23 protein-coding genes are annotated in these 23,085 nt (G+C 67.7%); 14 read left to right on the top strand and 9 right to left on the bottom strand.

Annotated features, from left to right (window positions below):
* Genes P9A17_RS01220 through P9A17_RS01205 form a run of 4 tightly spaced genes read left to right on the top strand, consistent with a single transcriptional unit; the run spans window position 1 to window position 3,993 of the window.
* Complete coding sequence (locus P9A17_RS01220) at window positions 1–1,011, top strand: ABC transporter permease (protein ID WP_278036771.1); 1,011 nt, start codon at window positions 1–3, stop codon at window positions 1,009–1,011.
* Window positions 1,011–1,973, top strand: coding sequence for an ABC transporter permease (locus tag P9A17_RS01215; RefSeq protein ID WP_278036770.1), 963 nt, complete (start codon window positions 1,011–1,013; stop codon window positions 1,971–1,973). The genes P9A17_RS01220 and P9A17_RS01215 overlap by 1 nt, the downstream gene beginning before the upstream one ends.
* Entirely contained in the window at window positions 1,970–2,962 is a 993-nt protein-coding gene (locus P9A17_RS01210; protein ID WP_278036769.1) for an ABC transporter ATP-binding protein, read from the top strand. Before P9A17_RS01215 ends, P9A17_RS01210 begins: the two co-directional genes overlap by 4 nt.
* Window positions 2,959–3,993 (top strand): dipeptide ABC transporter ATP-binding protein, encoded by a 1,035-nt coding sequence (locus tag P9A17_RS01205; RefSeq protein WP_278036768.1) that lies wholly within the window; start codon window positions 2,959–2,961, stop codon window positions 3,991–3,993. The genes P9A17_RS01210 and P9A17_RS01205 overlap by 4 nt, the downstream gene beginning before the upstream one ends.
* Window positions 3,994–4,082: 89 nt before the next feature.
* Here P9A17_RS01205 and P9A17_RS01200 read toward each other — a convergent pair whose 3' ends face one another.
* Window positions 4,083–5,870, bottom strand: coding sequence for an Hsp70 family protein (locus tag P9A17_RS01200; RefSeq protein ID WP_278036767.1), 1,788 nt, complete (start codon window positions 5,868–5,870; stop codon window positions 4,083–4,085).
* 72 nt (window positions 5,871–5,942) lie between these two features.
* On the opposite strand from P9A17_RS01200, the gene P9A17_RS01195 reads away from it, so the two are divergent.
* A complete protein-coding gene (locus tag P9A17_RS01195; protein WP_278036766.1) occupies window positions 5,943–6,401 on the top strand; it encodes a nuclear transport factor 2 family protein in 459 nt (152 codons plus the stop codon).
* A 59-nt stretch (window positions 6,402–6,460) separates the two neighbouring features.
* On the opposite strand, the gene P9A17_RS01190 is transcribed toward P9A17_RS01195, so the two are convergent.
* From P9A17_RS01190 to P9A17_RS01180, 3 genes are all read right to left on the bottom strand, one after another.
* On the bottom strand, window positions 6,461–7,153 hold the full coding sequence (locus tag P9A17_RS01190) for a L,D-transpeptidase family protein (RefSeq protein ID WP_278036765.1): 693 nt from the start codon (window positions 7,151–7,153) through the stop codon (window positions 6,461–6,463).
* Window positions 7,154–7,327: 174 nt separating this feature from the next.
* A complete protein-coding gene (locus P9A17_RS01185) occupies window positions 7,328–7,471 on the bottom strand; it encodes a hypothetical protein (RefSeq protein WP_278036764.1) in 144 nt (47 codons plus the stop codon).
* Between the two features lie 25 nt (window positions 7,472–7,496).
* Complete coding sequence (locus tag P9A17_RS01180) at window positions 7,497–8,075, bottom strand: helix-turn-helix domain-containing protein (protein ID WP_278036763.1); 579 nt, start codon at window positions 8,073–8,075, stop codon at window positions 7,497–7,499.
* 61 nt (window positions 8,076–8,136) lie between these two features.
* On the opposite strand from P9A17_RS01180, the gene P9A17_RS01175 reads away from it, so the two are divergent.
* Complete coding sequence (locus tag P9A17_RS01175; RefSeq protein ID WP_278036762.1) at window positions 8,137–9,633, top strand: bifunctional phosphatase PAP2/diacylglycerol kinase family protein; 1,497 nt, start codon at window positions 8,137–8,139, stop codon at window positions 9,631–9,633.
* Here P9A17_RS01175 and P9A17_RS01170 read toward each other — a convergent pair.
* Complete coding sequence (locus P9A17_RS01170) at window positions 9,587–10,243, bottom strand: phosphatase PAP2 family protein (RefSeq protein ID WP_278036761.1); 657 nt, start codon at window positions 10,241–10,243, stop codon at window positions 9,587–9,589. The genes P9A17_RS01175 and P9A17_RS01170 overlap by 47 nt on opposite strands.
* Window positions 10,244–10,303: 60 nt before the next feature.
* Here P9A17_RS01170 and P9A17_RS01165 point away from each other — a divergent pair, with 60 nt between their 5' ends.
* The 6 genes from P9A17_RS01165 to cysC all read left to right on the top strand — a co-directional run bounded on the left by P9A17_RS01165 (window position 10,304) and on the right by cysC (window position 16,434).
* Window positions 10,304–10,786 (top strand): hypothetical protein, encoded by a 483-nt coding sequence (locus tag P9A17_RS01165; RefSeq protein ID WP_278036760.1) that lies wholly within the window; start codon window positions 10,304–10,306, stop codon window positions 10,784–10,786.
* A 14-nt stretch (window positions 10,787–10,800) separates the two neighbouring features.
* Window positions 10,801–11,283: a hypothetical protein gene (locus P9A17_RS01160; protein ID WP_278036759.1), complete on the top strand. Its 483-nt coding sequence runs from the start codon at window positions 10,801–10,803 to the stop codon at window positions 11,281–11,283.
* Between the two features lie 93 nt (window positions 11,284–11,376).
* Window positions 11,377–12,750 carry a sulfatase gene (locus tag P9A17_RS01155; RefSeq protein WP_278036758.1) on the top strand — a complete coding sequence of 458 codons (1,374 nt, stop codon included), beginning with the start codon at window positions 11,377–11,379 and terminating at the stop codon, window positions 12,748–12,750.
* 66 nt (window positions 12,751–12,816) lie between these two features.
* The gene (locus P9A17_RS01150) at window positions 12,817–13,617 is read left to right on the top strand and encodes a Stf0 family sulfotransferase (RefSeq protein WP_278036757.1); all 801 of its coding nucleotides are present in this window, start codon (window positions 12,817–12,819) and stop codon (window positions 13,615–13,617) included.
* Window positions 13,614–14,540 carry a sulfate adenylyltransferase subunit CysD gene (gene cysD / locus P9A17_RS01145; protein WP_278036756.1) on the top strand — a complete coding sequence of 309 codons (927 nt, stop codon included), beginning with the start codon at window positions 13,614–13,616 and terminating at the stop codon, window positions 14,538–14,540. Before P9A17_RS01150 ends, cysD begins: the two co-directional genes overlap by 4 nt.
* A 31-nt stretch (window positions 14,541–14,571) precedes the next feature.
* A complete protein-coding gene (cysC, locus tag P9A17_RS01140; RefSeq protein WP_278036755.1) occupies window positions 14,572–16,434 on the top strand; it encodes an adenylyl-sulfate kinase in 1,863 nt (620 codons plus the stop codon).
* A gap of 3 nt (window positions 16,435–16,437) precedes the next feature.
* Here the strand turns inward: cysC and P9A17_RS01135 are convergent, their stop codons facing one another.
* Both P9A17_RS01135 and P9A17_RS01130 read right to left on the bottom strand, forming a co-directional pair.
* The gene (locus P9A17_RS01135) at window positions 16,438–17,202 is read right to left on the bottom strand and encodes a trans-aconitate 2-methyltransferase (RefSeq protein WP_278036754.1); all 765 of its coding nucleotides are present in this window, start codon (window positions 17,200–17,202) and stop codon (window positions 16,438–16,440) included.
* A 12-nt stretch (window positions 17,203–17,214) separates the two neighbouring features.
* On the bottom strand, window positions 17,215–17,553 hold the full coding sequence (locus P9A17_RS01130) for a metalloregulator ArsR/SmtB family transcription factor (RefSeq protein WP_278036753.1): 339 nt from the start codon (window positions 17,551–17,553) through the stop codon (window positions 17,215–17,217).
* Between the two features lie 89 nt (window positions 17,554–17,642).
* Between P9A17_RS01130 and P9A17_RS01125 the strand changes: the two genes are divergently transcribed.
* Window positions 17,643–19,589 (top strand): heavy metal translocating P-type ATPase, encoded by a 1,947-nt coding sequence (locus tag P9A17_RS01125; protein WP_278036752.1) that lies wholly within the window; start codon window positions 17,643–17,645, stop codon window positions 19,587–19,589.
* Between the two features lies 1 nt (window position 19,590).
* Window positions 19,591–20,796, top strand: coding sequence for an alpha/beta fold hydrolase (locus P9A17_RS01120; protein WP_278036751.1), 1,206 nt, complete (start codon window positions 19,591–19,593; stop codon window positions 20,794–20,796).
* Here the strand turns inward: P9A17_RS01120 and eccE are convergent.
* Window positions 20,783–21,697, bottom strand: coding sequence for a type VII secretion protein EccE (gene eccE / locus P9A17_RS01115; protein ID WP_278036750.1), 915 nt, complete (start codon window positions 21,695–21,697; stop codon window positions 20,783–20,785). The two genes, P9A17_RS01120 and eccE, sit on opposite strands and share 14 nt — an antisense overlap.
* A complete protein-coding gene (gene mycP / locus P9A17_RS01110) occupies window positions 21,694–23,082 on the bottom strand; it encodes a type VII secretion-associated serine protease mycosin (RefSeq protein WP_278036749.1) in 1,389 nt (462 codons plus the stop codon). Before mycP ends, eccE begins: the two co-directional genes overlap by 4 nt.
* Between the last annotated feature and the right edge of the window lie 3 nt (window positions 23,083–23,085).

The following is a 23,085-nucleotide window of genomic DNA, read 5'->3' as shown; positions in this document are numbered from 1 at the left end:
GTGGTCGCCGTCCCTGAGGCACCCGCCGGGGTCCCGAAATCGCAGATCCAGGGCCGCAACCCGTGGTACCTCGCGTGGCTTCGGCTGCGCCGCAACAAGGTTGCGCTCGGCTGCGGCGTTATGTTCGTCCTGATCGTGGTGGCCTGCCTGGCGGCCCCGCTGTGGGCCGATCACGTGGCCCACACCGGACCGAACGACAACCACATCACCGACACCGTCGTCATCGACGGCGTCGAGACCGACATCGTCGCCCCCGACGGAACTCCGCTCGGGCCCGGGCTGCACGGGCGTTATCTGCTGGGAGCCGACCAGAACGGACGCGACGTCATGGTGCGGCTGCTCTACGGTGGACGCACGTCGATCTACATCGGCATCGCCGCGGCGGCGTTCACCACGGTGCTGGCCGTCATCGTCGCACTGCTGGCCGGCTACTACCGCGGGTGGATCGACGCGGTGCTGTCGCGCATCCTCGATGTCATCTGGGCGTTCCCCGTCCTGCTACTCGGGATCGCGCTGGGCACCGCGCTGGCGATCGGCGGTCTCAAGCTCGGAGTCATTGCGATTGCCGGGGATTCGATCTGGATCCCGATCCTCATCATCGGCCTGGTGTACGTCCCCTACATGGCCAGGCCGCTGCGCGGGGAGATCCTTGCGCTGCGGGAGAAGGAGTTCGTCGAGGCCGCTGTCGCGCAGGGCATGGGACCGTTGCGCATCATGGTGGCCGAACTCCTGCCGAACATCATCTCGACGATCATCGTGTTCTTCACGCTCAACATCGCCAACAACATGCTGCTGGAGTCGGCGCTGTCGTTCCTCGGCGCGGGTGTCCGTCCGCCGAATGCCTCATGGGGCACGATGATCGCCGATGGCTATCAGCTGATCTACACCGCGCCACACCTGACCATCGTCCCCGGCTTGATGATCGTCGTGACGGTGCTGGCGCTCAACGTGTTCGGTGACGGGCTGCGGGATGCGCTGGATCCCAAGGCCCGCATAAGACTGGAACACTGATGGCCCGTTTCGCCGCCAGACGGCTTCTCGGGATGATCGCGGTGCTGTTCGCGATCTCGGTCATCGTGTTCCTGATCTTCAACGTGATTCCGAACTCTGATCCCGCCGCGCGCATCGCAGGCAAGAACGCTGACCCGGATCTCATCGCCAGGGTGAACGCCGACCTCGGCCTCGATCAGCCGCTGCCGGTGCAGTACGTGACGATGATGAAGGAGATCTTCACCGGCCAGCTCACCTCGTATGCGAGCAATCGCAATGTGGTGGAACAGATCTGGGAAGGCCTGCCTGCGACATTTTCGCTGTGCATCGGAGCGGCGGTGATCTGGATGTCACTGGCGGTGCTGTTCGGGTACCTGAGCGCCGTGCACGCGGGCCGGTTCGCCGACCGCGCGCTGACGGTGCTCTCACTGGTGGGCATCTCGATGCCGGTGTTCTGGCTCGCCGCGATCCTGTTGTACTTCCTGAGTTTCAAGGTGCAGCTGTTCCCCACCGGAAGCTATGTCGAGCTGACCGAGGATCCGCTGGACTGGGCGTATCACCTTGTGCTGCCGTGGTTCACGCTCGCGGTGCTCTTCATCGGCTTCTACAGCCGCGTGCTGCGCTCGAACATGCTCGATGCGATGAACGAGGACTATGTGCGCACCGCGAAGGCGAAGGGGCTGAGCGACCGGCAGGTTCGCGTCCGGCATGTGTTGCGCAACTCGATGATTCCCATTGTGACGTTGTTCGGGCTGGACTTTGGCATGGTCGTCGGCGGCGGCGCGATCCTCACCGAGACGGTGTACAACCTCGACGGCGTGGGCCTCTACGCCGGTGAGGCGATCCGCAGCCTCGATCTGCCGCCGCTGATGGCGGTCACGATGTTCGGGGCGTTCTTCATCGTGCTGTTCAACACCGTGGTCGACATCGCGTATGCGGTGCTGGATCCGAGGATCCGGCTGGGAGAGGCGGCGCCGGCATGAGCGACGCACTGCTCAAGGTCGACGACCTGCGGGTCAGCTTCGCCACCGAGGACGGCATCGTCAAAGCCGTCGACGGAGTGTCGTTCGATCTGGCTCCCGGCGAGATCCTCGCCATCGTGGGCGAATCCGGCTGCGGGAAGAGTGTTACCGCCCAGACACTGACCGGGCTGACCCGCGCCCCCAACACCAGGATCACCGGATCGGTGACCTACCGCGGCCGCGAGCTGACCGGTCTCGACGACGACGGCCTGCGCGACATCCGCGGCGAGGAGATCGCCATGGTGTTCCAGGATCCGATGTCGTCGCTGAACCCGGTGTACCGCGTCGGCGACCAGATTGCCGAGATGATCCGCGCCCACCGCGACGTCTCCAAGAAAGCGGCACTCGCCCGGGCAGTCGAACTGCTCACGTCGGTGGGAATCCCGAATGCCCAAGGGCGCGTAAGCAGTTACCCGCACGAGTTCTCCGGCGGTATGCGCCAACGCGTGATGATCGCGATGGCGCTCGCCCTGGAGCCGACGGTGTTGATCGCCGACGAGCCGACGACCGCGCTCGATGTGACGGTGCAGGCGCAGATCTTGCGGCTGATCGCCGATCTGAACCGGGACCGCGATCTGGCCGTCGTGCTGATCACCCACGATCTCGGCGTCGTCGCCGAGATCGCCGACCGGGTGGTGGTGATGTATGCGGGCCAGATCGTCGAAGACGGCAGTCTCGACGACATCTTCTACGCCCCGCAGCACCCGTACACGTGGGGCCTGCTCGGTTCCCTGGCTCGCCTGGACCAACCCCGCGGCGGACGCCTCGCGCAGATCTCGGGGGCACCGCCGTCGCTGCTCGACCCGCCCACGGGATGCCGTTTCGCGCCGCGGTGCGCCTTCGAGTTCGATCACTGTGCCGAACCGCCTCCGCTGGACCCCAGCGACGGCGGTACTCATCTCGACCGCTGCTGGCTCGCGCTGGACGAGAAGGCGAGGGTGCGGTCATGACGGCGCCGCTGCTCGAGGTCACCGACCTCGTCAAGTATTTCCCGATCAAATCGGGCGTCGTCGTCGAGCGCGAGGTGGGACGGGTGCACGCCGTCGACGGCGTGAGCCTGACTCTGAACGAAGGCGAAACCCTGGGGCTGGTAGGCGAATCCGGGTGCGGCAAGTCGACGCTGTGCCGGGCCATCCTGCAACTGACCGCACCCACCTCCGGGTCGGTGAAGTTCATGGGGCAGGAACTGGTGGGCATGTCCCGGCGGGAGTTACGCCCACTGCGCAGGCAGATGCAGATGATCTTCCAGGACCCGTTCTCGTCGCTGAACCCCCGCAAGCGCGTCGGACAGATCATCGGCGACCCGATGGCGCTGCACGGTCTTGCCGGTGGCGCTGACCTCAAACGCCGGGTGCAGGGACTGCTGGACCGGGTGGGTCTGCGGCCGGAGCACTACAACCGCTACCCGCACGAGTTCTCCGGTGGTCAGCGGCAACGTATCGGCATCGCCCGCGCGCTGGCCCTCGAGCCGAAGCTGATCGTCGCCGACGAACCGGTATCTGCCCTCGATGTGTCGGTGCAGGCGCAGATCGTCAACCTGCTCAAGGATCTGCAGGACGAACTCGGCCTGTCCTTCTTGTTCGTCGCGCACGATCTCGGCGTGGTCCGCCACGTCTCCGATCGGGTCGCGGTCATGTACCTGGGCAAGGTTGTCGAGAACTCGGGCACCGACGGTCTCTACGACCGGCCGATCCACCCCTATTCCAATGCTCTGCTCTCGGCGGTGCCGATTCCGGATCCGCGGCGCAACGAGGCGCGTGAGCGCGTCGTCCTCGAAGGCGACGTGCCCAGCCCGACGGATCCGCCCGGCGGATGCCGCTTCCATACGAGGTGTCCGTGGAACACCGAGGTCTGCGCGTCGGATGAACCTGCGTTGGAGGTCTACGACCCGGGGCATGCGGCGGCCTGCCACCATCCCCGCAACGTGAAAAAGCCGGCCGATCGGCTGTCCCCTCCGCAGCCGATCGGACCGACTCTATAAACGTAGGCGCGGGGGACCCCGGGGAGGAATCGGGGAAAACCCTATTTCTTGCCCGGGGAATGACAACTGGGTTAATTACGCGCAGAGGGTCAGGGTCCGCCGGGTACCAGGATCGGGATCGGTACCGGGACGAAAGGCACGGTCAGATACGTCGTCGTGGTCGCGGGCGCTGTCGTGGTCACCGGCTCCTCGGTCGTCGTCGGCGGTGCGGTGGTCGTCGGCGGCGTCGTGGTCGGCACGGTGGTGGTCGTCGTCGTGGTCGTCGGCGTCGTTGTCGTCGTGGTTGTCGTTGTCGTGGTGGTCGTCGTCGTGGTTGTCGTCGTCGTGGTGGTCGGCGACGTCGTCGTGGTCGTCGTCGGGGCAGCCGTCGGCGCCGTGGTCACGACCGGCGGCGGGGCCTCGGTGGTTGGAGGCGGCGGGGGCTGCTGCGGCTCTTGGGAGACCGTGACCGTCTCTGCCGGCGGTGGCGCGCTGGTCGGGACCAGCGCACTGCTCAGCGGTGCGTTGCCCGGAGTCGGTTGTTCGCGGTCGGATGACTCGACACTGGTCAGCGCGATCGCGGCGCCACCGACGGCGAGCAGCGCGACGGCCGCGACGATGCCTGTCAGCGTCAGCGGGATCCGGGGCTTGGAGTCTGTGTCGTCTCGCGAGATCGCTTCCGTCGCCGCGTAGGACTCCGGGAGCGCGTAGGGGTTCGGTCGCTCCTGCGGGATCTCGCCGCCGGTGTAGGGAACGACGTCATCGGTCGGCGAATCGTCCTGGGACCAAGCCAGCGCGTACGTGCTGTCGGAACTCTCCGGCGGCGGCGGTGCCACGACCGGCGCCATGGCGGTGGCCGCCAACGTCGCGGTGTCGGCGCTTCGGCCGTACGCGGCGAACAGCGCGGCGCCGACCGCTGCGTCAAGCGCCGGCTGCGGTGTCGTCACCACCGGAACACGCAGGCGCTGCGAAACCTGTTGGGTGATCAGAGGTATCGAGGCTCCACCGCCGACGACCGCCACCGAGGACACGCTGTTCCAGCCGATGCTGTTGCGCGCCAACAGGTTTTCGAGAGCCGTGAAGACGCCGTCGAGCGGCCGCGCGATCAGCTCTTCCAATTCGGCTCGGGTGACCCGGATGTCATTGCGGACGCCGGGCAGCTCGGCCGTCAGGTCGGTGGCGGTCTCCGAGGACAGCCGTTCCTTGGCCGCGCGGCACTCGTCACGCAGCCGGGCCAGCGATCCGACCGCGGCGGTCTGCCCGGGGTCGACGTCGCCGCCGACACCGGCGAGCACATGCCCGAGAAGCGCCTGGTCGATCTGGTCACCGGCGAATTCGGCGAACCTCTCGGTGCCACCGATGACGGTGAACGCCGACCCGGCGTCGACGGCGGTGATGGTGGTGCCGCCGCCCCCGAAGTCGAGCAGCACGGCCACACCGCGACGGTCCAGGCCCGGATTGGCGTTGAGCGCGATCAGCGCGGCCTGGGCATCCGGGACGAGACGGGGGCCCGCTCCGCCCGGGGACAGCACTGCGCTCGCGGACAAGGTGTCCGCCAGCGCTGCCGTCGTCTCGGCGTTCCAGTAGGACGGAACGGCGATCGCCACGTCGGCGACGCCGCGTTGGGATGCAAGGGCCGCCATCGATTCCAGCGCCTCGACGACGAGCTGTTCGGCCGGATAGGTTTCGCCGTCGGAAGCCACCAGCGGAACCGGGTCGCCGACACGCTCGACGAAGTCGGACAGCACGACCCCGTCCGGGCGGCCGCCTGCGTCGCCGACTTCGGGGGCGCCGTGCTCGTACATCGTCAGCACCGAGCGGCGGATCACCGGTTGGTTGCCGACTGTGGCCGCGGCGAGGTGGGTGGTCCCGACAGACAACCCCAACGCATCGCTCATGATTCAGGACACCTTAGACGGGTTGCATGGTCTCGTGCACCTGACACTCCTGGGTGTGCTGCAATGGCGGCCATGAGTGACATCGACGACATCAAGCAGGTCAAGTATCGCTATCTCCGTGCCTTGGACACCAAGCACTGGGACGAGTTCGCCGACACTCTCACCGAAGACGTCGTCGGCCGCTACGGCGAGTCGATCGGCGAAGAACACCACTTCACCAACCGCGACGACCTCGTCGGGTTCATGCGCAACTCGCTGGGTCCCGAAGTCCTCACCGAGCACCGCGTCAACCACCCCGAGATCACCGTCGACGGCGACGAGGCCACCGCCACCTGGTATCTGCAGGACCGGGTCATCGCCCCCGACTTCAACTTCATGCTGATCGGCGCGGGCTTCTACCACGACCGCTACCGAAAGACCCCGGACGGCTGGAAGATCAGCGAGACCGGCTACGACCGCACCTACGACGCCTCGATGAAGCTGGACGCGCTGGAGTTCAAGGTCAAGCCCGGGCGCGCCCTCAACATCTGACATCTGTCGAACTCCTCAACGCGGCTCCTCCGTCGCCGCTTGATCGTCGTCCGACGTGACTATTCGGTGATGGCGATCACCGCGCCGGGCCGCAGCCAGCGCATGATCGTCACGAGTTTGGCGTCGTCGATCGCCACGCACCCGGCGGTGGCCCCGCCGTCGGTGCTGTGCACGAAGAACGCCCCGCCCTTGCCCGGGATGCGTTCCTTGTTGACACCCATGACGACAGCGTGCGCGTACTGCGGGATGTCGAGGTTCTCGGTGCCCGCACTCAGAGACGTGTTGAAGGGGCAGTTCGCCTCGTCGCACACCTGCATGGTGTTGTAGGTCGGGCTTTTCATGTCACCGTCCCACCAGTGGTCGGATCCGACCTGGACGTACTTCAGGCCGCTGCCCGGGTCGGGTTGGGTCCCGAACGCGAAGTCGAGGCTGTAGATCCCCTTCGGCGTCATCATGGAGCCGTCGAAGTGGTTGGGAGACATGCCTTTCTCGCCGATCTTGGCCGGGATTCCGACACCATCGGTGACGGGCTGCCAGCCCGCGGCGGTGCGCTGCCATACGTCGAGCTTTGCGTCGGACCCGCCGGTGCCCGTGACGGCAAGCACCTGGGTGGCCGGCCCGACCGAGTTCGCGAACCACGGCGAGAAGGCCGCAGCCTGGGGTGCCGTGGCGAACCCGATCAGCACAGCCGCGACCAGGACGGCCAGGCGCAGCAGTTTCCGGTGACGGTCAGGTCGCGGCGCTGTCGGCATGTACCAACTGTGCCATCCAGGTCTTCCATTTCGGCGCTTCTGCCGCGGCGGTGTCGGCCGCCGCGTCGCCGTACAGATACAGGCTGACCATCACCCGGGACTGGGCGCGTCGAGCCGAAAGATGACGTCACGGAAACCGGCGGTCTGGTGGATTCGGTGCACGACGCCACCATGTCACCGGGGTACGTCGTCACCGCGAACGCGCCGACGTTCCCACTCGGTGATCACCGCTGAGCCGACAGACCCGTCACCGAAGTTGAATTCGATTGCGCCGCTGATACTTTCGTCGACGGTGGTCGGGGTGAACCAGGCGCTCATCCCCGGGCCGGTCGCGATGGCCTCCTCACTTCGGCATCGGGTAAGCGGCGAGCACCACGCGGTGGGTTCTGCCGCCGGGATCGGATGCGTCGTGGTAGCGGGCCACGAGCGCGGTGACGGCGGCGGCCAGGTCATCGGTGAACGCGGAGCGGTCGGCGGCCGACCGAAACGTCACCGCAGTGTCGATGGTCAGCGTCGCGAGCCGTTTCTGTTTGTCGCGGGCAGCCCGCCACATCTCGCCGACCTCATGGACCGCTCGGGCCGCCACCGCGATCAGATAGCTGGCCGACATCGTGTCGCCGGTGCGCTCGGGATCGGCGGCGACGGGTCCCAGCGCACCGGGTGATACGACGTAGGATGACGCCGTCGCGACGAGCATGCGTTCGGTGAGACCGCCCCACCGCCGCTCTCCGGCCACAGCCACGAGGTGGTACTGCTCCAGCGCCCGCAGGTGGTAGTTCACCTTCTGCCGCGAAATGCCGACGCGCGCCGCAAGGGTCGCCGCCGACGCAGGTTCGGTCAGTTCGGCCAGCAGCCTGCCGCGGATGGGATCGAGAACGCTGACCGCCGCGGCGGGGTCGTCAATGACCTCCACATCCAGCATGTAAGCGATCGTGGCCCTTGACAAAGTTTCTTGTCAAGGGCCACCGGATACGTTGGGCGGCATGAACCTTGTGCCCTTCAAGCGTCGTGGCCGCGGAATTCGCCAGATCGGTGAGGGGCTGGGCACGCTGGACCGCGAGGTTTTCGAGGCCGTCGCGGAATCGCCGAGCCCGCTGATCGACGTCGTGATGCCGCGGCTGACGAAGGCCGCCGACCACTCGAAGCTGTGGTTCGCGATCGCCGCCGGGCTGACCGCGTTCGGGAACCCGTCGGTGAAGCGCGGCGCCGCCCGCGGTGTGGTCACCCTCGGAGTGACGAGCCTTCTCACCAACCAGGTGGCCAAACGGATCTGGAAACGCGAGCGCCCGAACTGGGCCTTCGTTCCGCTTGCACGCCAGACCCGCCGCCACCCGACATCGAACTCCCTCCCGTCGGGGCACTCGGCCAGCGCGGCCGCGTTCGCCGTCGGCGTCGGGCTGGAGAACCCGCCTGTCGGCCTCGGGCTCGCCCTGCTCGCCGGCCTCGTCGGCATGTCGCGGGTCGCGACCGGTGCCCACTACCCCGGCGACGTACTCGCCGGCTTCGGAATCGGCGCGGGCCTCGCAGTGCTCGGCGCGAGAATCGTGCCGCCGATCGTCGACACCCGCCTGCCCAGCGCCGGACAACCGCTGCGGGTGGATACCCCCGAGCGGCCCGACGGGCGCGGCGTCACGGTCGTCATCAACCCCGCATCGGGCAGCGGCACCGGGGCCCGGGTGCTCGACGAGGTCCGGGAAGCGCTGCCGCAGGCCGAGATCGTCGAACTCGACGGGGACGACGACGTCGTGGAGGTGCTGAAGTCGGCGGCGCAGCGCGCCGAGGTGCTGGGAGTCGGCGGAGGTGACGGCACCGTCGCGGCCGCGGCGGCCGTAGCCATCGAGGTGGGCGTTCCGCTGGCGGTGTTCCCGGCCGGCACGTTCAACCATTTCGCCAAGGACATCGGCTGCGACACCACCGCCAGGACCGTCGCGGCGATCCAGCGCGGCGACGTGTCCTGCGTCGACATGGTGTGCCTCAACGAGAAGCAGATGGTCATCAACACCGCCAGCATCGGTGCCTACCCGACGTTCGTGCAGACCCGGGAAAAACTTGAGCACAAGATCGGCAAGCCGCTGGCGGGCGTCTACGCGATGTTCCACACGCTGCGCCGCGACACCCCGGTCCGCATCGAGTACGACAACAGGTCACTGCAGACGTCGCTGTTCTTTCTCGGCAACTCCACCTACCTGCCGACGGGTTTCGCGCCGTCCCGCCGAACGCGGATGGACGACGGGTTGCTCGACGTCCGAATCCTGGAAACCGGGAAACGCTTCAGCACGCTGCGCATCGTCACCGCGGTGGCGTTCGGGAGGCTGACGCGCAGCCCGCTCTACCACGAGCTGCGGGTGCCGGAGTTCGCCTTCCGGTCCCCCGACGGCCCGACCGTGCTCGCCCTCGACGGCGAGGTCGGCACCGAGCTCGACGAGGCCAGCTTCAGCGTGCGATATCGAGCGCTGCCGGTTTTTCGTCCGTCGGTGTAACGGGCACCCGCGGCGGCAACAGGAGCAGGCAGACCACGAAATAGGCGTAGCCCAGCGCCCACCCGGCGAGCACATCCGACGGGTGGTGCACGTTGAGCACTACCCGTCCGACGCCGATCGTGACGACCACTGCGGCACCGAGAACGACAGCCCAGGCGGGACGCGGGCGGGCGACGGCGAGCAGCGCCGCGACCGCGACCATGACCCCGAGAGCGTGACCCGACGGGAACGACGTCCCCCACGCCGAAACCAGGGCGGTGTCCGGGCGCGGCCGGTCGGCGAAGTGCTTCGCCGTCTCGGTGACAAGGCCGCTGAGCTCGACGCTGATCACGAGGAACATCGCGAGACGGACGCGACGGCGCGCAAACGCGACGATGACGATCACGAGCACGGCAAGGCGAAACGCCCCGGGGCCCAGCACCGTGCAGAAGACGTCCCATCCCGTCACCCAGCCGGGGTGTGTCACGCCGAAGGCGTGGGCGGGTTCCAGAGCGGCGGAATCCATCTGCGCGATCCACGGCCAGTCCTGCCGGTAGCCGACCCACAGCAATACGTAGACACCCACGGCGATCACCGCGCTGCCGGCCAACCAGCCTTTGTGCACCGTCACGGAACCAGTCTGGACCACGATTCGTCGAGCAAATATTACGGCCGCGACTATGCTGCGGACATGGCTGGTTTCATCAAGAAGCTATTCCGAATTGGCAAACTTCCGGCAGACATGCGCACCCAAGCCGAAGCCGAGGGAGTCATCCACCTGACCGATTGCATCGGGGTGTGGGCGCGGTTCACCGGCGAGATCCCCGGCCGCAGGTCGGTGGGCCTCGTCCGCGGGTACGGCGGCGCGCTGGTGCTGACGAACCAGCGGGTGCTCGCGACGGTCAGTGCGCTACCGGGAAAGTCGGGGCGCGCAGCAGATCACCTCTGGACCGCGCCCCAGACGGGCGTCGTGAAAGGCACCCTGTCCGAGGAGGGCCTCGTCCTCGACATCGCGGACCTGTCGACGGTCGACCCGCAGTTCTCCGGGACGCTGTCGCTGACGTTCAAGACGCAGCTGACTGCCGACGAGCTGATGCGGCTGCCGGCGCGGGCGATTGCGTTCGATATTCCGCCCATGTTCGTCTACCGAATCCTCGGGGTGCCGCGCGGCTGAGCTAACGTTCGACCATGGCCGTTTTTCTTCGGAAGCTGTTCCGAATCGGCAAGCTGCCCAGCGCGTTGCGCGCTGAGGTCGAAGCCGAGGGCGTGCTCTTCCTCTCCGAATACGTCGCGGTGACGCGGCGGTTCCGCGGTGCCGTGCCCGGCCTGCGGTCGGGGGGCAGCATCGCGAGTTACGTCGGCTCGCTGGTCATCACCAACGAGCGGGTGCTGGGCACGCTGTCATCGGTGCCCAAGCTCGCCGGGCGCACCATCGACCTGCGATGGGACACCCCGCAGGGCGGCGCGGTGAAGGCCGAGCTGTCGGCGACCGGACTGATCCTCGACGTCGACGTGGCCGCCGTCGACGCCCGCTGCTCCGGCGAGCTTTCCCTGCATTACAAGGAGCACATTCCCCAGGACGTGCTGGCGCGGCTGCCCCGCACCTCACTGGCCTTCGACGTACCGCCGGAGTTCGTGTTCCGCGCCGTCGGCGTGCCGTATCACCCGTAGCACAGCCCGTCGAAACTGCATTCCGGCAGAAGATGTGCGAGTGGATACCTGCGGGAATGCAATTTCGGTGAACGAGACACAGAAAGGACAGCAGTGACCACACCTGCCCGAGACAACGTCCTACTCGTGCACTGGCACGACCTCGGCCGCTACCTCGGTGCCTACGGCCACGCCGACGTCGCGAGCCCGCGCATGGACCGGCTCGCCGCGGAGGGAATCCTGTTCACCGCCGCGCACGCCACCGCACCGCTGTGCTCACCGTCGCGCGGATCGCTGTTCACGGGCCGCTACCCGCAGAGCAACGGGCTGGTCGGTCTCGCGCACCATGGCTGGGAGTATCGCGCCGGCGTCCGCACCCTTCCTCAGATTCTGTCGGAAAGTGGCTGGTACACAGCGCTTTTCGGAATGCAACACGAAACGAGCTATCCGGCGAAGCTGGGCTTCGACGAATTCGACGTATCCAACTCGTACTGCGAATATGTCGTCGAGCAGGCCACCGCCTGGCTAGCCGGCCCTCCGGAGAAACCGTTCTTCCTCACCGCCGGATTCTTCGAGACGCACCGGCCCTACCCGCACGACCGGTACCAGCCCGCCGACGCCGATGACGTGACACTGCCCGACTACCTGCCCGACACCGGCGACGTCCGTCAGGACCTCGCCGATTTCTACGGGTCGATCACCGTCGCCGACGCCGCCGTCGGGCAACTGCTCGACACACTGGAGCAGACGGGCCTCGACGAGAGCACATGGGTCGTGTTCGTCACCGACCACGGCCCGGCGCTGCCCCGCGCCAAATCGACGCTGTACGACGCGGGCACAGGTATCGCGCTGATCGTGCGCCCACCGCGCGGTCATCGTGCTGAGCCCAAGGTGTACGAAGAACTGTTCAGCGGCGTCGATCTCGTCCCAACCCTGCTGGAGCTTCTGGGGGTCGACATCCCCCTGGATGTCGAAGGCCTCTCGCACGCAACGTCATTGACGTCGCCGGCGACCGAACCGGTGCGCGGTGAGGTCTACACGATGAAGACCTATCACGACTCCTTCGACCCGATCCGTGCGATCCGGACCAAGAATCACAGCTACATCGAGAACTACGCGGCCCGCCCACTGTTGGACCTGCCGTGGGACATCGCCGACAGCGCACCGGGCCGCGTGGTCGAACCGCTGTCCCAGGATCCGCGGCCGCAACGTGAACTCTACGATCTGACAACCGATCCCACCGAGTCGCACAACCTGCTCACCGAGGATGCCACGGACAAGCACGAGGCGATCGGTAGGGATCTCGCCCTGCTACTCAACGAGTGGCGGCAGAAGACCAATGACGTGATCCCGTCCGAATTCGCGGGCACCCGGATTGCCGAGCGCTACACCGAGACCTACCGGCGCGTGCTCGGCCTCGAGTTGCCAAGTCGCGCAGCCAAAGCGGCCGATCGCGGGATCGCCGACGACCAGGGCCGAAGGCAATAATTTCGCTCACCGTGAGCGAAAAACCCGGTGCTGCCACCCCGAATTATTGGGGTTAAGCTCTCGCGCATGTCCAGCCCGACTGCCTATCTGGTGCTCGCCTCTCAGCGCAGCGGCAGCACCCTGCTGGTCGAATCGCTGAGAGCCACAGGTGTTGCCGGTGAGCCCGGCGAGTTCTTCCAGTATCTGCCCACCACGAGTCAGTCGCCCCAGCCCCGGCAGTGGTTCGCAGGTGTCGAGGACGAGTCGATTCTGCGGTTGCTCGATCCGCTCGACGAGGGCAAGCCGGATCTGGCACCGCCGGAGATCTGGCGCGACTACATCCGCACGGTCGGAAGTACCCCGAACGGGGTCTGGGGCGGAAAGCTCATGTGGAATCAGACGCCCCTGCTGCTGCAGCGGGCCGAAGGGCTGCCGGACCGTTCCGGCACCGGCCTGCTGTCGGCGATCCGGGACGTCATCGGCAGCGATCCCGTCCTGATCCATGTGTACCGCCCAGATGTTGTCTCGCAGGCTGTTTCCTTCTGGCGGGCAGTGCAGACCCGGGTCTGGCGGGGACGCCCCGACCCGGTCCGGGATGCACGAGCCGAGTATCACGCGGGCGCCATCGCCCACGTCGTCAGGATGTTGCGCGCGCAGGAAGAGGGCTGGCGCGCGTGGTTCGTCGAGGAGAACGTCACGCCGATGGAGGTCCCGTACCCGGTGCTGTGGCGGAACCTGACCCAGGTCGTCGGCTCTGTCCTCGAGGAACTCGGTTTGGATCCGCGGTTGGCACCGGCACCGGTGCTGGAACGCCAGGCCGACCAACGCTCCGACGATTGGGTGGACCGCTACCGCGCCGATGCGCTGAAGGAGGGGTTGCCCACATGACCAGCGTTTCGGGCACATACGACACCCTGCACGTCGACGAGCTCAGGTTGCTCGAAGCCGAAGCGGTCCACATCATCCGCGAGGTGGTCGCCGAACTCGAGCGCCCGGTGTTGCTGTTCTCGGCGGGCAAGGATTCGATCGTGCTGCTTCGGCTGGCGGAGAAGGCTTTTCGTCCTCTTCCGCTGCCGTTTCCCGTGATGCATGTCGACACCGGCCACAATTTCGACGAGGTCATCGCATTCCGCGACCGTCGCGTCACGTGGGAGGGCCACAAGCTGATCGTCGCGTCGGTCCAGGAAACCATCGACCAGGGGCGGGTCCCCGATCCGGGACCGGGGGCCTCGCGCAACCGGCAACAGACAAGGACCCTGCTCGACGCGCTCGAGGCGGGCCGCTTCGACGCCGCATTCGGTGGTGCGCGCCGCGATGAGGAACGGGCGCGCGCCAAGGAACGCATCCTCAGTTTCCGCGACGAGTTCGGCCAGTGGGATCCTCGGGCGCAACGACCGGAACCGTGGTCGCTGTACAACGGGCGGATCCGCAAGGGCGAGCAGGTTCGCGTCTTCCCGCTGAGCAACTGGACCGAGCTCGACATCTGGCGCTACATCGCGCTGGAGAATCTTGAGCTCCCGTCGATCTATTTCGCCCACGAGCGTGAGGTTTTCGAACGGGACGGCATCCTGCTCGCCGTGTCCGAGTACGCCCAGCCCGGCGACGGGGAGACCTCAGCCGTCGAATGGGTGCGCTACCGGACCGTCGGCGATCTGACGATCACCGGTGCGGTGCGCTCACAGGCGACGACGATCGACGGGGTGATCGGCGAGATCTCGGCGGCGACGGTCTCCGAACGGGGTGAGACCCGCGCCGACGATCGGACGTCGACGGCGGCGATGGAGGACCGGAAGCGCGAGGGGTATTTCTGATGAGCGCTTGCGCGAAGAAGCGAGGACTCTGATGAGCGCAACGAGGCAGCTGCTGCGGATCACCACGGCGGGGTCCGTCGACGACGGCAAGAGCACGCTGATCGGCCGGCTGCTACACGACACCGACAGCCTGCCGCTGGATCACCTCCAAGCGGTGACCGACGAGGAGGGCGTCGCCGATCTCGCCGCGCTGTCCGACGGGTTGCGTGCCGAGCGGGAGCAGGGCATCACGATCGACGTCGCGTACCGGTTCTTCTCCACAGACACCCGCAGCTACATCCTGACCGACACGCCAGGCCATGAGCGCTACACCCGCAACATGTTCACCGGCGCCTCCAATGCCCACGTCGCGGTGCTGCTGGTCGACGCCAGGGCGGGTGTGCTGCGTCAGACCAACCGTCATGCCCGCATCGCGAAGTTGTTGGGTATCAAGCACTTTGTCGCCGCGGTCAACAAGATCGACCTGGTGGACTTCGATCAGGGCCGGTTCGGTGAAGTGGAGACGGAGCTGCGGCAGGTTGCGGCCCGGCTCGGCGACGCCGACATCTCCGTCATCCCGGTGGCCGCCAAGCTCGGCGACAACGTCGTGCACCGCTCGGACAACACCCCGTGGTACGACGGCCCGACGCTGCTGGAGTACCTCGAAGCGGTGGAACTGTCCGCGCCGCAGGCGGAATCACGCAAGTTGCGGTTGCCGGTGCAATGGGTGTCCCGGCCCAGCCCGCAGCAGCGCCGCCGCTACACGGGCCGCCTTGCCGGCGGCACGCTCAGTGTCGGGGACGGGGTGGTCAGCCTGCCCGCCGGTACCCGGTCTACGGTCACCGCCGTCGACACCCTCGACGACGACCGAACCACAGCGGTTGCGCCGCTGTCAGTTTCGATCGAGCTCGCCGACGACATCGACGTCGGTCGCGGCGATGTTCTCGTCAGCGATTCCGAGGATGCGGTGCTGCCGGTCCTGGCCCGTGAGCTGGACGCGACGGTGTGCTGGTTCCGCGACACCCCGCTGCGCGCCGGTGATCGGCTCGCCCTCAAGCAGGGCACCCGCACGATGCGCGCGACCGTGCAGGCGTTGCATTCCCGACTGGACCCCGAGACGCTTGAGGAACTCGAGAACCCGGTCGAGTTGGTGCTCAACGACATCGGTGCCGTCACGCTGCGCACCAGCTCGATCGTCGTCGCTGATCCGTATTCCGAGAACCGCGACAGCGGTGCGTTCATCCTCATCGACGAATCGTCGAACGACACCGTCGGCGCGGGCACCATCATCGAACCGCGCGAGGTGAAGGCGGGCGAGCAGACCCGCAACGACATCCGCTGGCACCCTTCATCTCTGGAGCGCGACTACCGGAGGGCAGCCACAGGACAGCGCGGCGCGACGATCTGGTTCACGGGACTTCCGGCGTCGGGCAAGTCGACCGTCGCCGTAGCTGTCGAACGGGCGCTGGTCGACTCCGGCCAGGTCGCCTACCTCATCGACGGCGACAACATCCGCCATGGCTTGTCCGATGATCTGGGTTTCTCGGCGGGTGACCGTGCCGAGAACATCCGCAGGGTCGGGCATCTCACGCGGTTGTTCGCCGACGCCGGGGTAGTCGCGCTGGCCTCGCTGGTGTCGCCGCTGAAGTCCGATCGGGAGATTGCCCGCGCGCTCAACGACGCCGCGAAGCTACCGTTCATCGAGGTCTACATCGCGACATCGGTGGAGGAGTGCGAGAAACGGGACCCCAAAGGTCTGTACGCCCGCGCGCGGGCCGGGGAGCTCAAGGGCCTGACGGGAGTGGACGCACCGTACGAGCCGCCGGAGAATCCCGATCTGATCCTCGACACCACCGGCGCCGACATCGACCAACTCGTCAAACAGGTTCTCGACCTGCTCAACGACCGGCGGTAGCCCTCACTTCACCTGTGCCACCACGAAGATCCGGCGGAACGGGAAGAACGTGATGCCGTCGGCACGCACGGGGTAGGCCGCGTCGAGCACGGGGATCAGCTCAGCTTTGAACTCGTCCCACTGCGCTTCGGACAGGCCTGCCCGCACCGGCCGCAGCGCCGTGCCGTGGATCCATTCCAGCACCGGGTTGACACCGGTGAGCTCGTGCACATAGGTGGTCTCCCACGCGTCCACGGTGCACCCCGCGTCGGTCATGAGCTCGGCGTAACCGACCGCGGGACGCGTCACCTCGGCCTTCTCAAAAGGGTAGTCGCGCAACAGTTCTGACCATTTCGGACTCAGCACCAGGTCGCGCACGGCCTGGTGCGACGGAGCGTCGAAGTTGCCAGGAACCTGAAAGGCGATCCACGACCCGGCGGCGAGCTGATCCACCCAGCGGACCAACAGCTCGGCATGCTCGGGCACCCAGTGCAACGTCGCGTTGCTCACCAGCACGTCAGTGTGGGGTGCGGGGGTCCAGTCCCTGACATCACCCACCCGCGCATCCAATCCACGCTCCTGAGCGGCCGCCACCATCTCCGACGACGAGTCCCACGCCTCGATCACGGCACCGGGCCAGCGGACGTTCAGTGTCGCGGTGAGGTTGCCGGGACCGCAGCCGAGGTCGACGATGCGCCGTGGCTCACGGGCGCCGACTCGCGACAGCAGGTCGTAGTAGGGCCGGCCGCGGTGGTCTGCGTAGGTGAGGTAGACGTCCGGATTCCACATGACGCCAGTGTGTCACCGCGCCTTGGCAGCCTCGTTGGGAGTGTCGGCGGTGCCGAACAGGGCCTGGCTGAGGATGCGGAGCACGTCGTCGTCGGCGGCCGAGTAGTAGACGAAGGTGCCTTCGCGGCGGCCCTTCACCAGCCCGGCGAGGCGCAGCTTCGCCAGATGCTGGCTCACGACTGCCGGGGCCACCTCGGCGAGTTCGGCCAGGCACGCGACCGACGTCTCGCCCTGCAACAGCGCCCACAGCACTTTGATCCGCGTCGGGTCGCTGAGCATCCGGAACGCCTCGGCGGCTCGGCTCACCTGTTCCTCGTTGGGCATCGCGAAGCCGGGGATGGACTCGTGCACGCGGTCAGCATACGCCCGACTTTGCTGGTCAGGTGTGTAGCTGAGCATGCACTTGCGAATATGCGCGATCAAGCAGATAAGGTGGCGGCATGACGTGCTCCGCCCACGCGCCGACCGTCCATCCGTCGCCGCCAGCGTCCACGCCCACTCCTGCCAGGACGAGTGCGTGGTCGCTGCGCGAAGTCCAGTGGGCGCTGGGCGCACTTGTCTTCTTCGCGCTCGGCGGGGCCGCGCAACTTGCCGGGCTCCCCCACTGGCTGTTCTGGACGCTCTACCTGGCCTGCTACGTCAGCGGTGGATGGGAGCCCGGACTCTCCGGGCTGCAGGCGCTACGCCACAGAACTCTCGACGTCGACCTGCTGATGGTGGCCGCGGCCATCGGGGCCGCCGCAATCGGTCAAATCTTCGACGGCGCACTGCTCATCGTCATCTTCGCCACGTCGGGGGCTCTGGAGGCTGTTGCAACCAAGCGCACCGAGGACTCCGTGCGCGGGCTGTTCGACCTGGCACCGCCCACCGCCACGCGGCTGACGGCAGCCGGCGCCGAGGAGGTTGTCGACAGCGCCTCCCTCGACGTCGGCGACGTGCTCGTGATCCGGCCCGGTGAGCGGATCGGCGGCGACGGCATCGTCGTCGACGGGGCGAGCGACGTGGATCAGGCGTCCATCACCGGCGAGCCGCTGCCCGCCGCCAAGAGCGTCGGGGACGAGGTGTTCGCAGGAACCGTCAATGGCACGGGCACCCTTCGTATTCAGGTGACCAGCCCTGCGGCGGACACCGTCATCGCCCGGATCTCGGCGATGGTCACCGAAGCCGGTGCCAGCAAGGCTCAGACCCACCTGTTCATCGAGAAGGTCGAGCAGCGGTACTCGGTGGGCATGGTCATCGCCACCGTCGCACTGTTCGTCGTGCCGCTACTCCTCGGGGAGACCCTGCAGTCGTCGCTGCTGCGGGCGATGACGTTCATGATCGTGGCGTCGCCGTGTGCGCTGGTGCTGTCGACGATGCCGCCGCTGCTGGCCGCCATCGCCAACGCCGGCCGCCACGGCGTACTGGTCAAATCTGCAGTCGTCCTCGAAAAGCTCTCCACCGCAAGCCGGGTCGCGATCGACAAAACGGGCACGCTGACCGAAGGGGCGCCCCGCGTCACCGAAATCCGGCCCATGTCGGGCGGATCCGAGGCGACGCTGCTGTCGATGGCCGCCGCCGCGGAGAGTCCGTCCGAACATCCGCTGGCCCGCGCGATCGTGGCGGCCGCCCGCGACCGCGGGGTGACAATGCCCGCCGTCACCGGTTTCTCGTCGACCCCGGGACTGGGCGTCACCGCTCACGTCGGCGGCGATCGCATCGACATCGGCAGCCCCGCGCTGCTCGACCGGCACGACGACCGCGACGGCGTCGTCGCGATCGAGCGTCGTGGCGGCACCGCCGTCGTCGTTCGGGTCAACGGGCAGACGGTCGGCATGCTGGGTCTGACGGACCGCCCCCGGACCGGGGTGGCGCACGCGGTCGCGGGCCTGACCGATCTCACCGGAGCCGCCCCCGTGCTGCTCACCGGGGACAACCCGCGGGCGGCGGAGCAGCTCGCCCGCGAGTTGCAGATCGGTGACGTCCGCGCCGGCCTGCTCCCCGAGGACAAGGTCGCCGCGGTGCGGGCTCTGGAGGCCGACGGCGCCCGGGTGATGTTCGTCGGCGACGGCGTCAACGACGCCCCCGCGATGGCAGCCGCGCACGTCTCGGTCGCCATGGGCCGTACCGGCGCCGACCTGGCGCTCGACACGGCGGACGCGGTCATCACCCGGGACGACCTGGCTGCGTTGCCCGCCGTCGTCGCGCTCGCCCGGCGCGCCCGCCGGGTGGTCGTCGCCAATCTCGTCATCGCCGCAACATTCATCGTCGTGCTCGTCACGTGGGATCTCGTCGGCCACCTGCCGCTCCCGCTCGGCGTCGCGGGGCACGAGGGTTCGACCATCCTGGTGGGGCTCAACGGGTTGCGACTGCTCCGGGAGCGGGCCTGGCGAACACCCCCGCGTTAGCATGCGAGACGTGGAGCCCGAAGGTGTGCCCGTCGAAGAATTGCCCATCCCGGTCCCGGACGTCCCGGGCGCCGACGCGACCGCCCGCGGATTGCCCCGCCGGGTCGATCTGACCTTGCGGCAACGGTTGATCGTCGATTCCTCGGCCATCGCCGACCTGGCTCTCCGCACGTCCATCGCGTCGCTCCTGAGCGCCACGATGGTGCCGTCGGTCGCCGGCGCCCTGCGACGGTCCGAGGCGGTCGCCGAGCAGAAGCATCTGCGGTTCTACGCCGACTTGGCCGCGGCGAAGAATCCCGAGCTGTCCTTCCCCGCACCGACGTCGCCACCACGGGTGTCGTCGCGTCCGGCCAATCCGATCGCCGAGTGGGTGGCGCACGGCAACGTAAGCAACATCCGCTTCCAGAGCAGCTTTCAAGCCGTCAACCCTGCGCTGCGCGACCAGTGCTCGAGCTTCGAGCGCAACAACGTGGTGCATGCTCAGCACTGGCGCCATGGTGATGGACCCCGGCCCACGCTGTGCCTGATCCACGGATTCATGGGTTCGGCATATCTGTTCAACGGCCTGTTCTTCTCGCTGCCGTGGTTCTACCGCTGCGGCTACGACGTCATGCTGTACACGCTGCCGTTCCACGGCCGCCGCGCCGAGAAAGGCTCACCGTTCAGCGGGCACGGATACTTCGCGCACGGGATGGCCGGGTTCGCCGAGGCGATGGCTCAGGCCGTGCACGACTTCCGTTCTCTGCTGGACTATCTGGAGTTCACCGGGGTGGACCGGATCGCGCTGACCGGCATGTCGCTGGGTGGGTACACCTCGGCGCTCATCGCGAGCGTCGACGACAGGATCCAGGCCGTCATCCCCAACGTGCCCGTCGTGACCCCCGACCGGACCGTCGACGAATGGTTCCCGGCGAATAAGGTTGTCGCGCTGCGTGAGTGGATCGCCGGGACCGACAGCACGCTCTCCGATACCGCGACGATGTACTCGTCACCGCTGAACTACCGCCCGCTACCGGCCAAGGAACGGCGCCTGATCATCGCGGGCCTCGGCGATCGACTCGCGCCCCCTGAACAGGCCGAGATCCTCTGGAAACACTGGGATCACTGCGCCTTCCACTGGTTCCCCGGCAATCACATCCTGCATGTCAGCCAGCCGGACTATCTGCGGCGCATGACGCGGTTCCTCGCGCCGTTCATGTTCGACTGAGCACGGCTCCGGCAGGCCAGCGCAGCTGCGCGAGCAGCTCCGCGCGGACCGGGACCGGCGCGGCGGGCAATCGGAGATCCGACGCCGGCTCGAGCGCGGCGAGCGCCGCCCGGTGCCGTCCCCGCTCCGGTGTCAGACCGGGCAGCGGCGCCCGCGCCCCCGGCTTCTCGCCGGCGTGCAGCGCACAGGCCGCCGCGAGGGCGGGTTGCGTTTTGCTCCCGGTGAATTCGACCGCGGTCCAGATCACCGCGGCACCGGATGCGCGCACCGCGTCGAGGGTTTCGGCCAGTCGCTCGTCGCACCGCACCCGGTAGGCGGCGAGGTGGCCTTCACCGACTTTGAGGCCACGCCACGTCTCCTTCGCCTGATCTGTGACCACACCCCGGGGAGCCTCATCGACCGAGACCTCCCAGCCGAGTTCGCGGAGGTGGTCGGCGAGACGCCGCGCGGTCAGATCCGCGGTGTCCTGCAACGGGATCTGAGACGATCGCGCGGTCAGTGCCCCGACGTTGTCGGCCGCACCCAGGGTCAACGCGATCCACGTCGACCGACCGGTTCCGTTGTCGCGGCTGATCAGCCGGACCTTGTCGAAGCTGATCCCGTAGCGGTCCAGGTAGCTCGCGGCCAGCGACAGCGGCAGTTCCGCGGCGTCCTGTGCTTCGATGCGCAACGCCACCGTCGCGTATTCGCCCGGCCGGGCGTCGGCACCGCTGCGGCCGGTGAGGATCGCGATTCGTCGCGCGATCATCGTCGTCACGAAAAGTCCACGCCACCAAGCGAAGAGAATCACCACGGCCGCGATCGCGACACCGAGCAGCCAGCGATCGGAGGTGGACTGCCACGGGTACGCCATCGCCGCGGGCACGACGAACAGTGCGGCCAGAGTGAGCCGGACGATCATGACGGGGAGTCCTTTCGTTGAATTGCTCCTTGCGTGCGCGGCCGTTTCGCGCTCACCACGAACGCAGCGAGCACCAAGAGCGCCAGCACGCCTACCCCGGCGAACGCCACCACGCGGGGCAGCGGGTCCTTCGGTTCAGGTGCGGGCGGCGCGGCGACCTCCCGCACGGCGGCGGGGTCGACATCGGAGTCGAGAGACACGTCCCAGGTCAGTGCGGCCACCGGGTCGATACCGCCGGCACCGACCAGATTCGACGGGGAGCGTGCGGCCGCGTGAGCTGTCGCGGTCAGCCTGCTGACCACGTCTTGCGCAGTCATCTCGGGAAACCTGCTGCGTACCAACGCCGCAACACCTGACACATAGGCGGTCGCATATCCCGTTCCGCTGACGGGGTCCATCTGCTGGTCGGTGGTGAGCATGCCGTTGGCCAGGCCGCCGGCCTCGTCATTGCTCAGCGACGTGATGCGCTCGCCGGGTGCGGCGATGCCGACCCACGGTCCCGGCATCGTGTACGGAGAGGGCGCTCCGTCGGCGCCCACCGACCCGACGGACAGCACGTACTGCTGCCACCACGCCGGGATCGACAGCGAGCCGACACCGGACCAGTTGCGCGGATCGGACGGCAGCGCGGGGTCGGTGAGCGGGTTGGCGGCGCAGCCCGCTCCCATATCGCCTGCGGCGGCGACGATCACGACGTCCTTCTCGACCGCGGCGTAGCGCAACGCCGCCCCGAGCTCGCTCTGGTCGACGGCCATGCCGACGGGGATACAGGTCACCGACGAGATGGTGATGACCCGGGCACCCATGTCCGCGGCACGCACGACGGCGCGCGCCAGGGTCTGGGTGTCGATCGTCGCGCGGGTCAGCGCCGGATCCTCACCAGAGTCACTCGGCGAGTACCGCGGCGAGGTCTGCCGGATCGCCAGGATCCTCGCTGCGGGCGCGACTCCCGAGAAGCCGTCGGGGCCGGTCTGGCCCGCGATCAGGCCGGCGACCAGAGTGCCGTGTCCGTCGCAGTCGGTCAGGCCGTCGCCGGAGGCGACGAAGTCACCACCGGGATCGACATTGGGCAGCCGCGGACCTCGCGTCACCCCGGTGTCGATCACCGCGACGATCTGACCCTCTCCCCTGCTGTGCGTCCACGCTTCGGACAGGTTGAGCGACAGCTGGTTCGGGTTGACCGCGGCGGGATCGGAACCGGGGACGACACCGCTGGTGACGCACGGATTGCGCTGTGCCATCGGCTCGACAGGCCCGGCACTACCACTCGGCGGTGTGACCGCCGAGTCCACCTCCGGTGGGGTCACCGCTCCGGCCGACGGCCCGCTGACCGCGAAGACTGTGCCGGCCACCGCCACGATGGCGGCTGCGGAGCGAATGTTCATCCG

Source organism: Mycobacterium sp. 236(2023), from assembly GCF_029623955.1.
Taxonomy (GTDB): domain Bacteria; phylum Actinomycetota; class Actinomycetes; order Mycobacteriales; family Mycobacteriaceae; genus Mycobacterium.
Note: the sequence above shows the minus strand (reverse complement) of the source record. Positions and strands in the feature narration are given on the sequence as shown.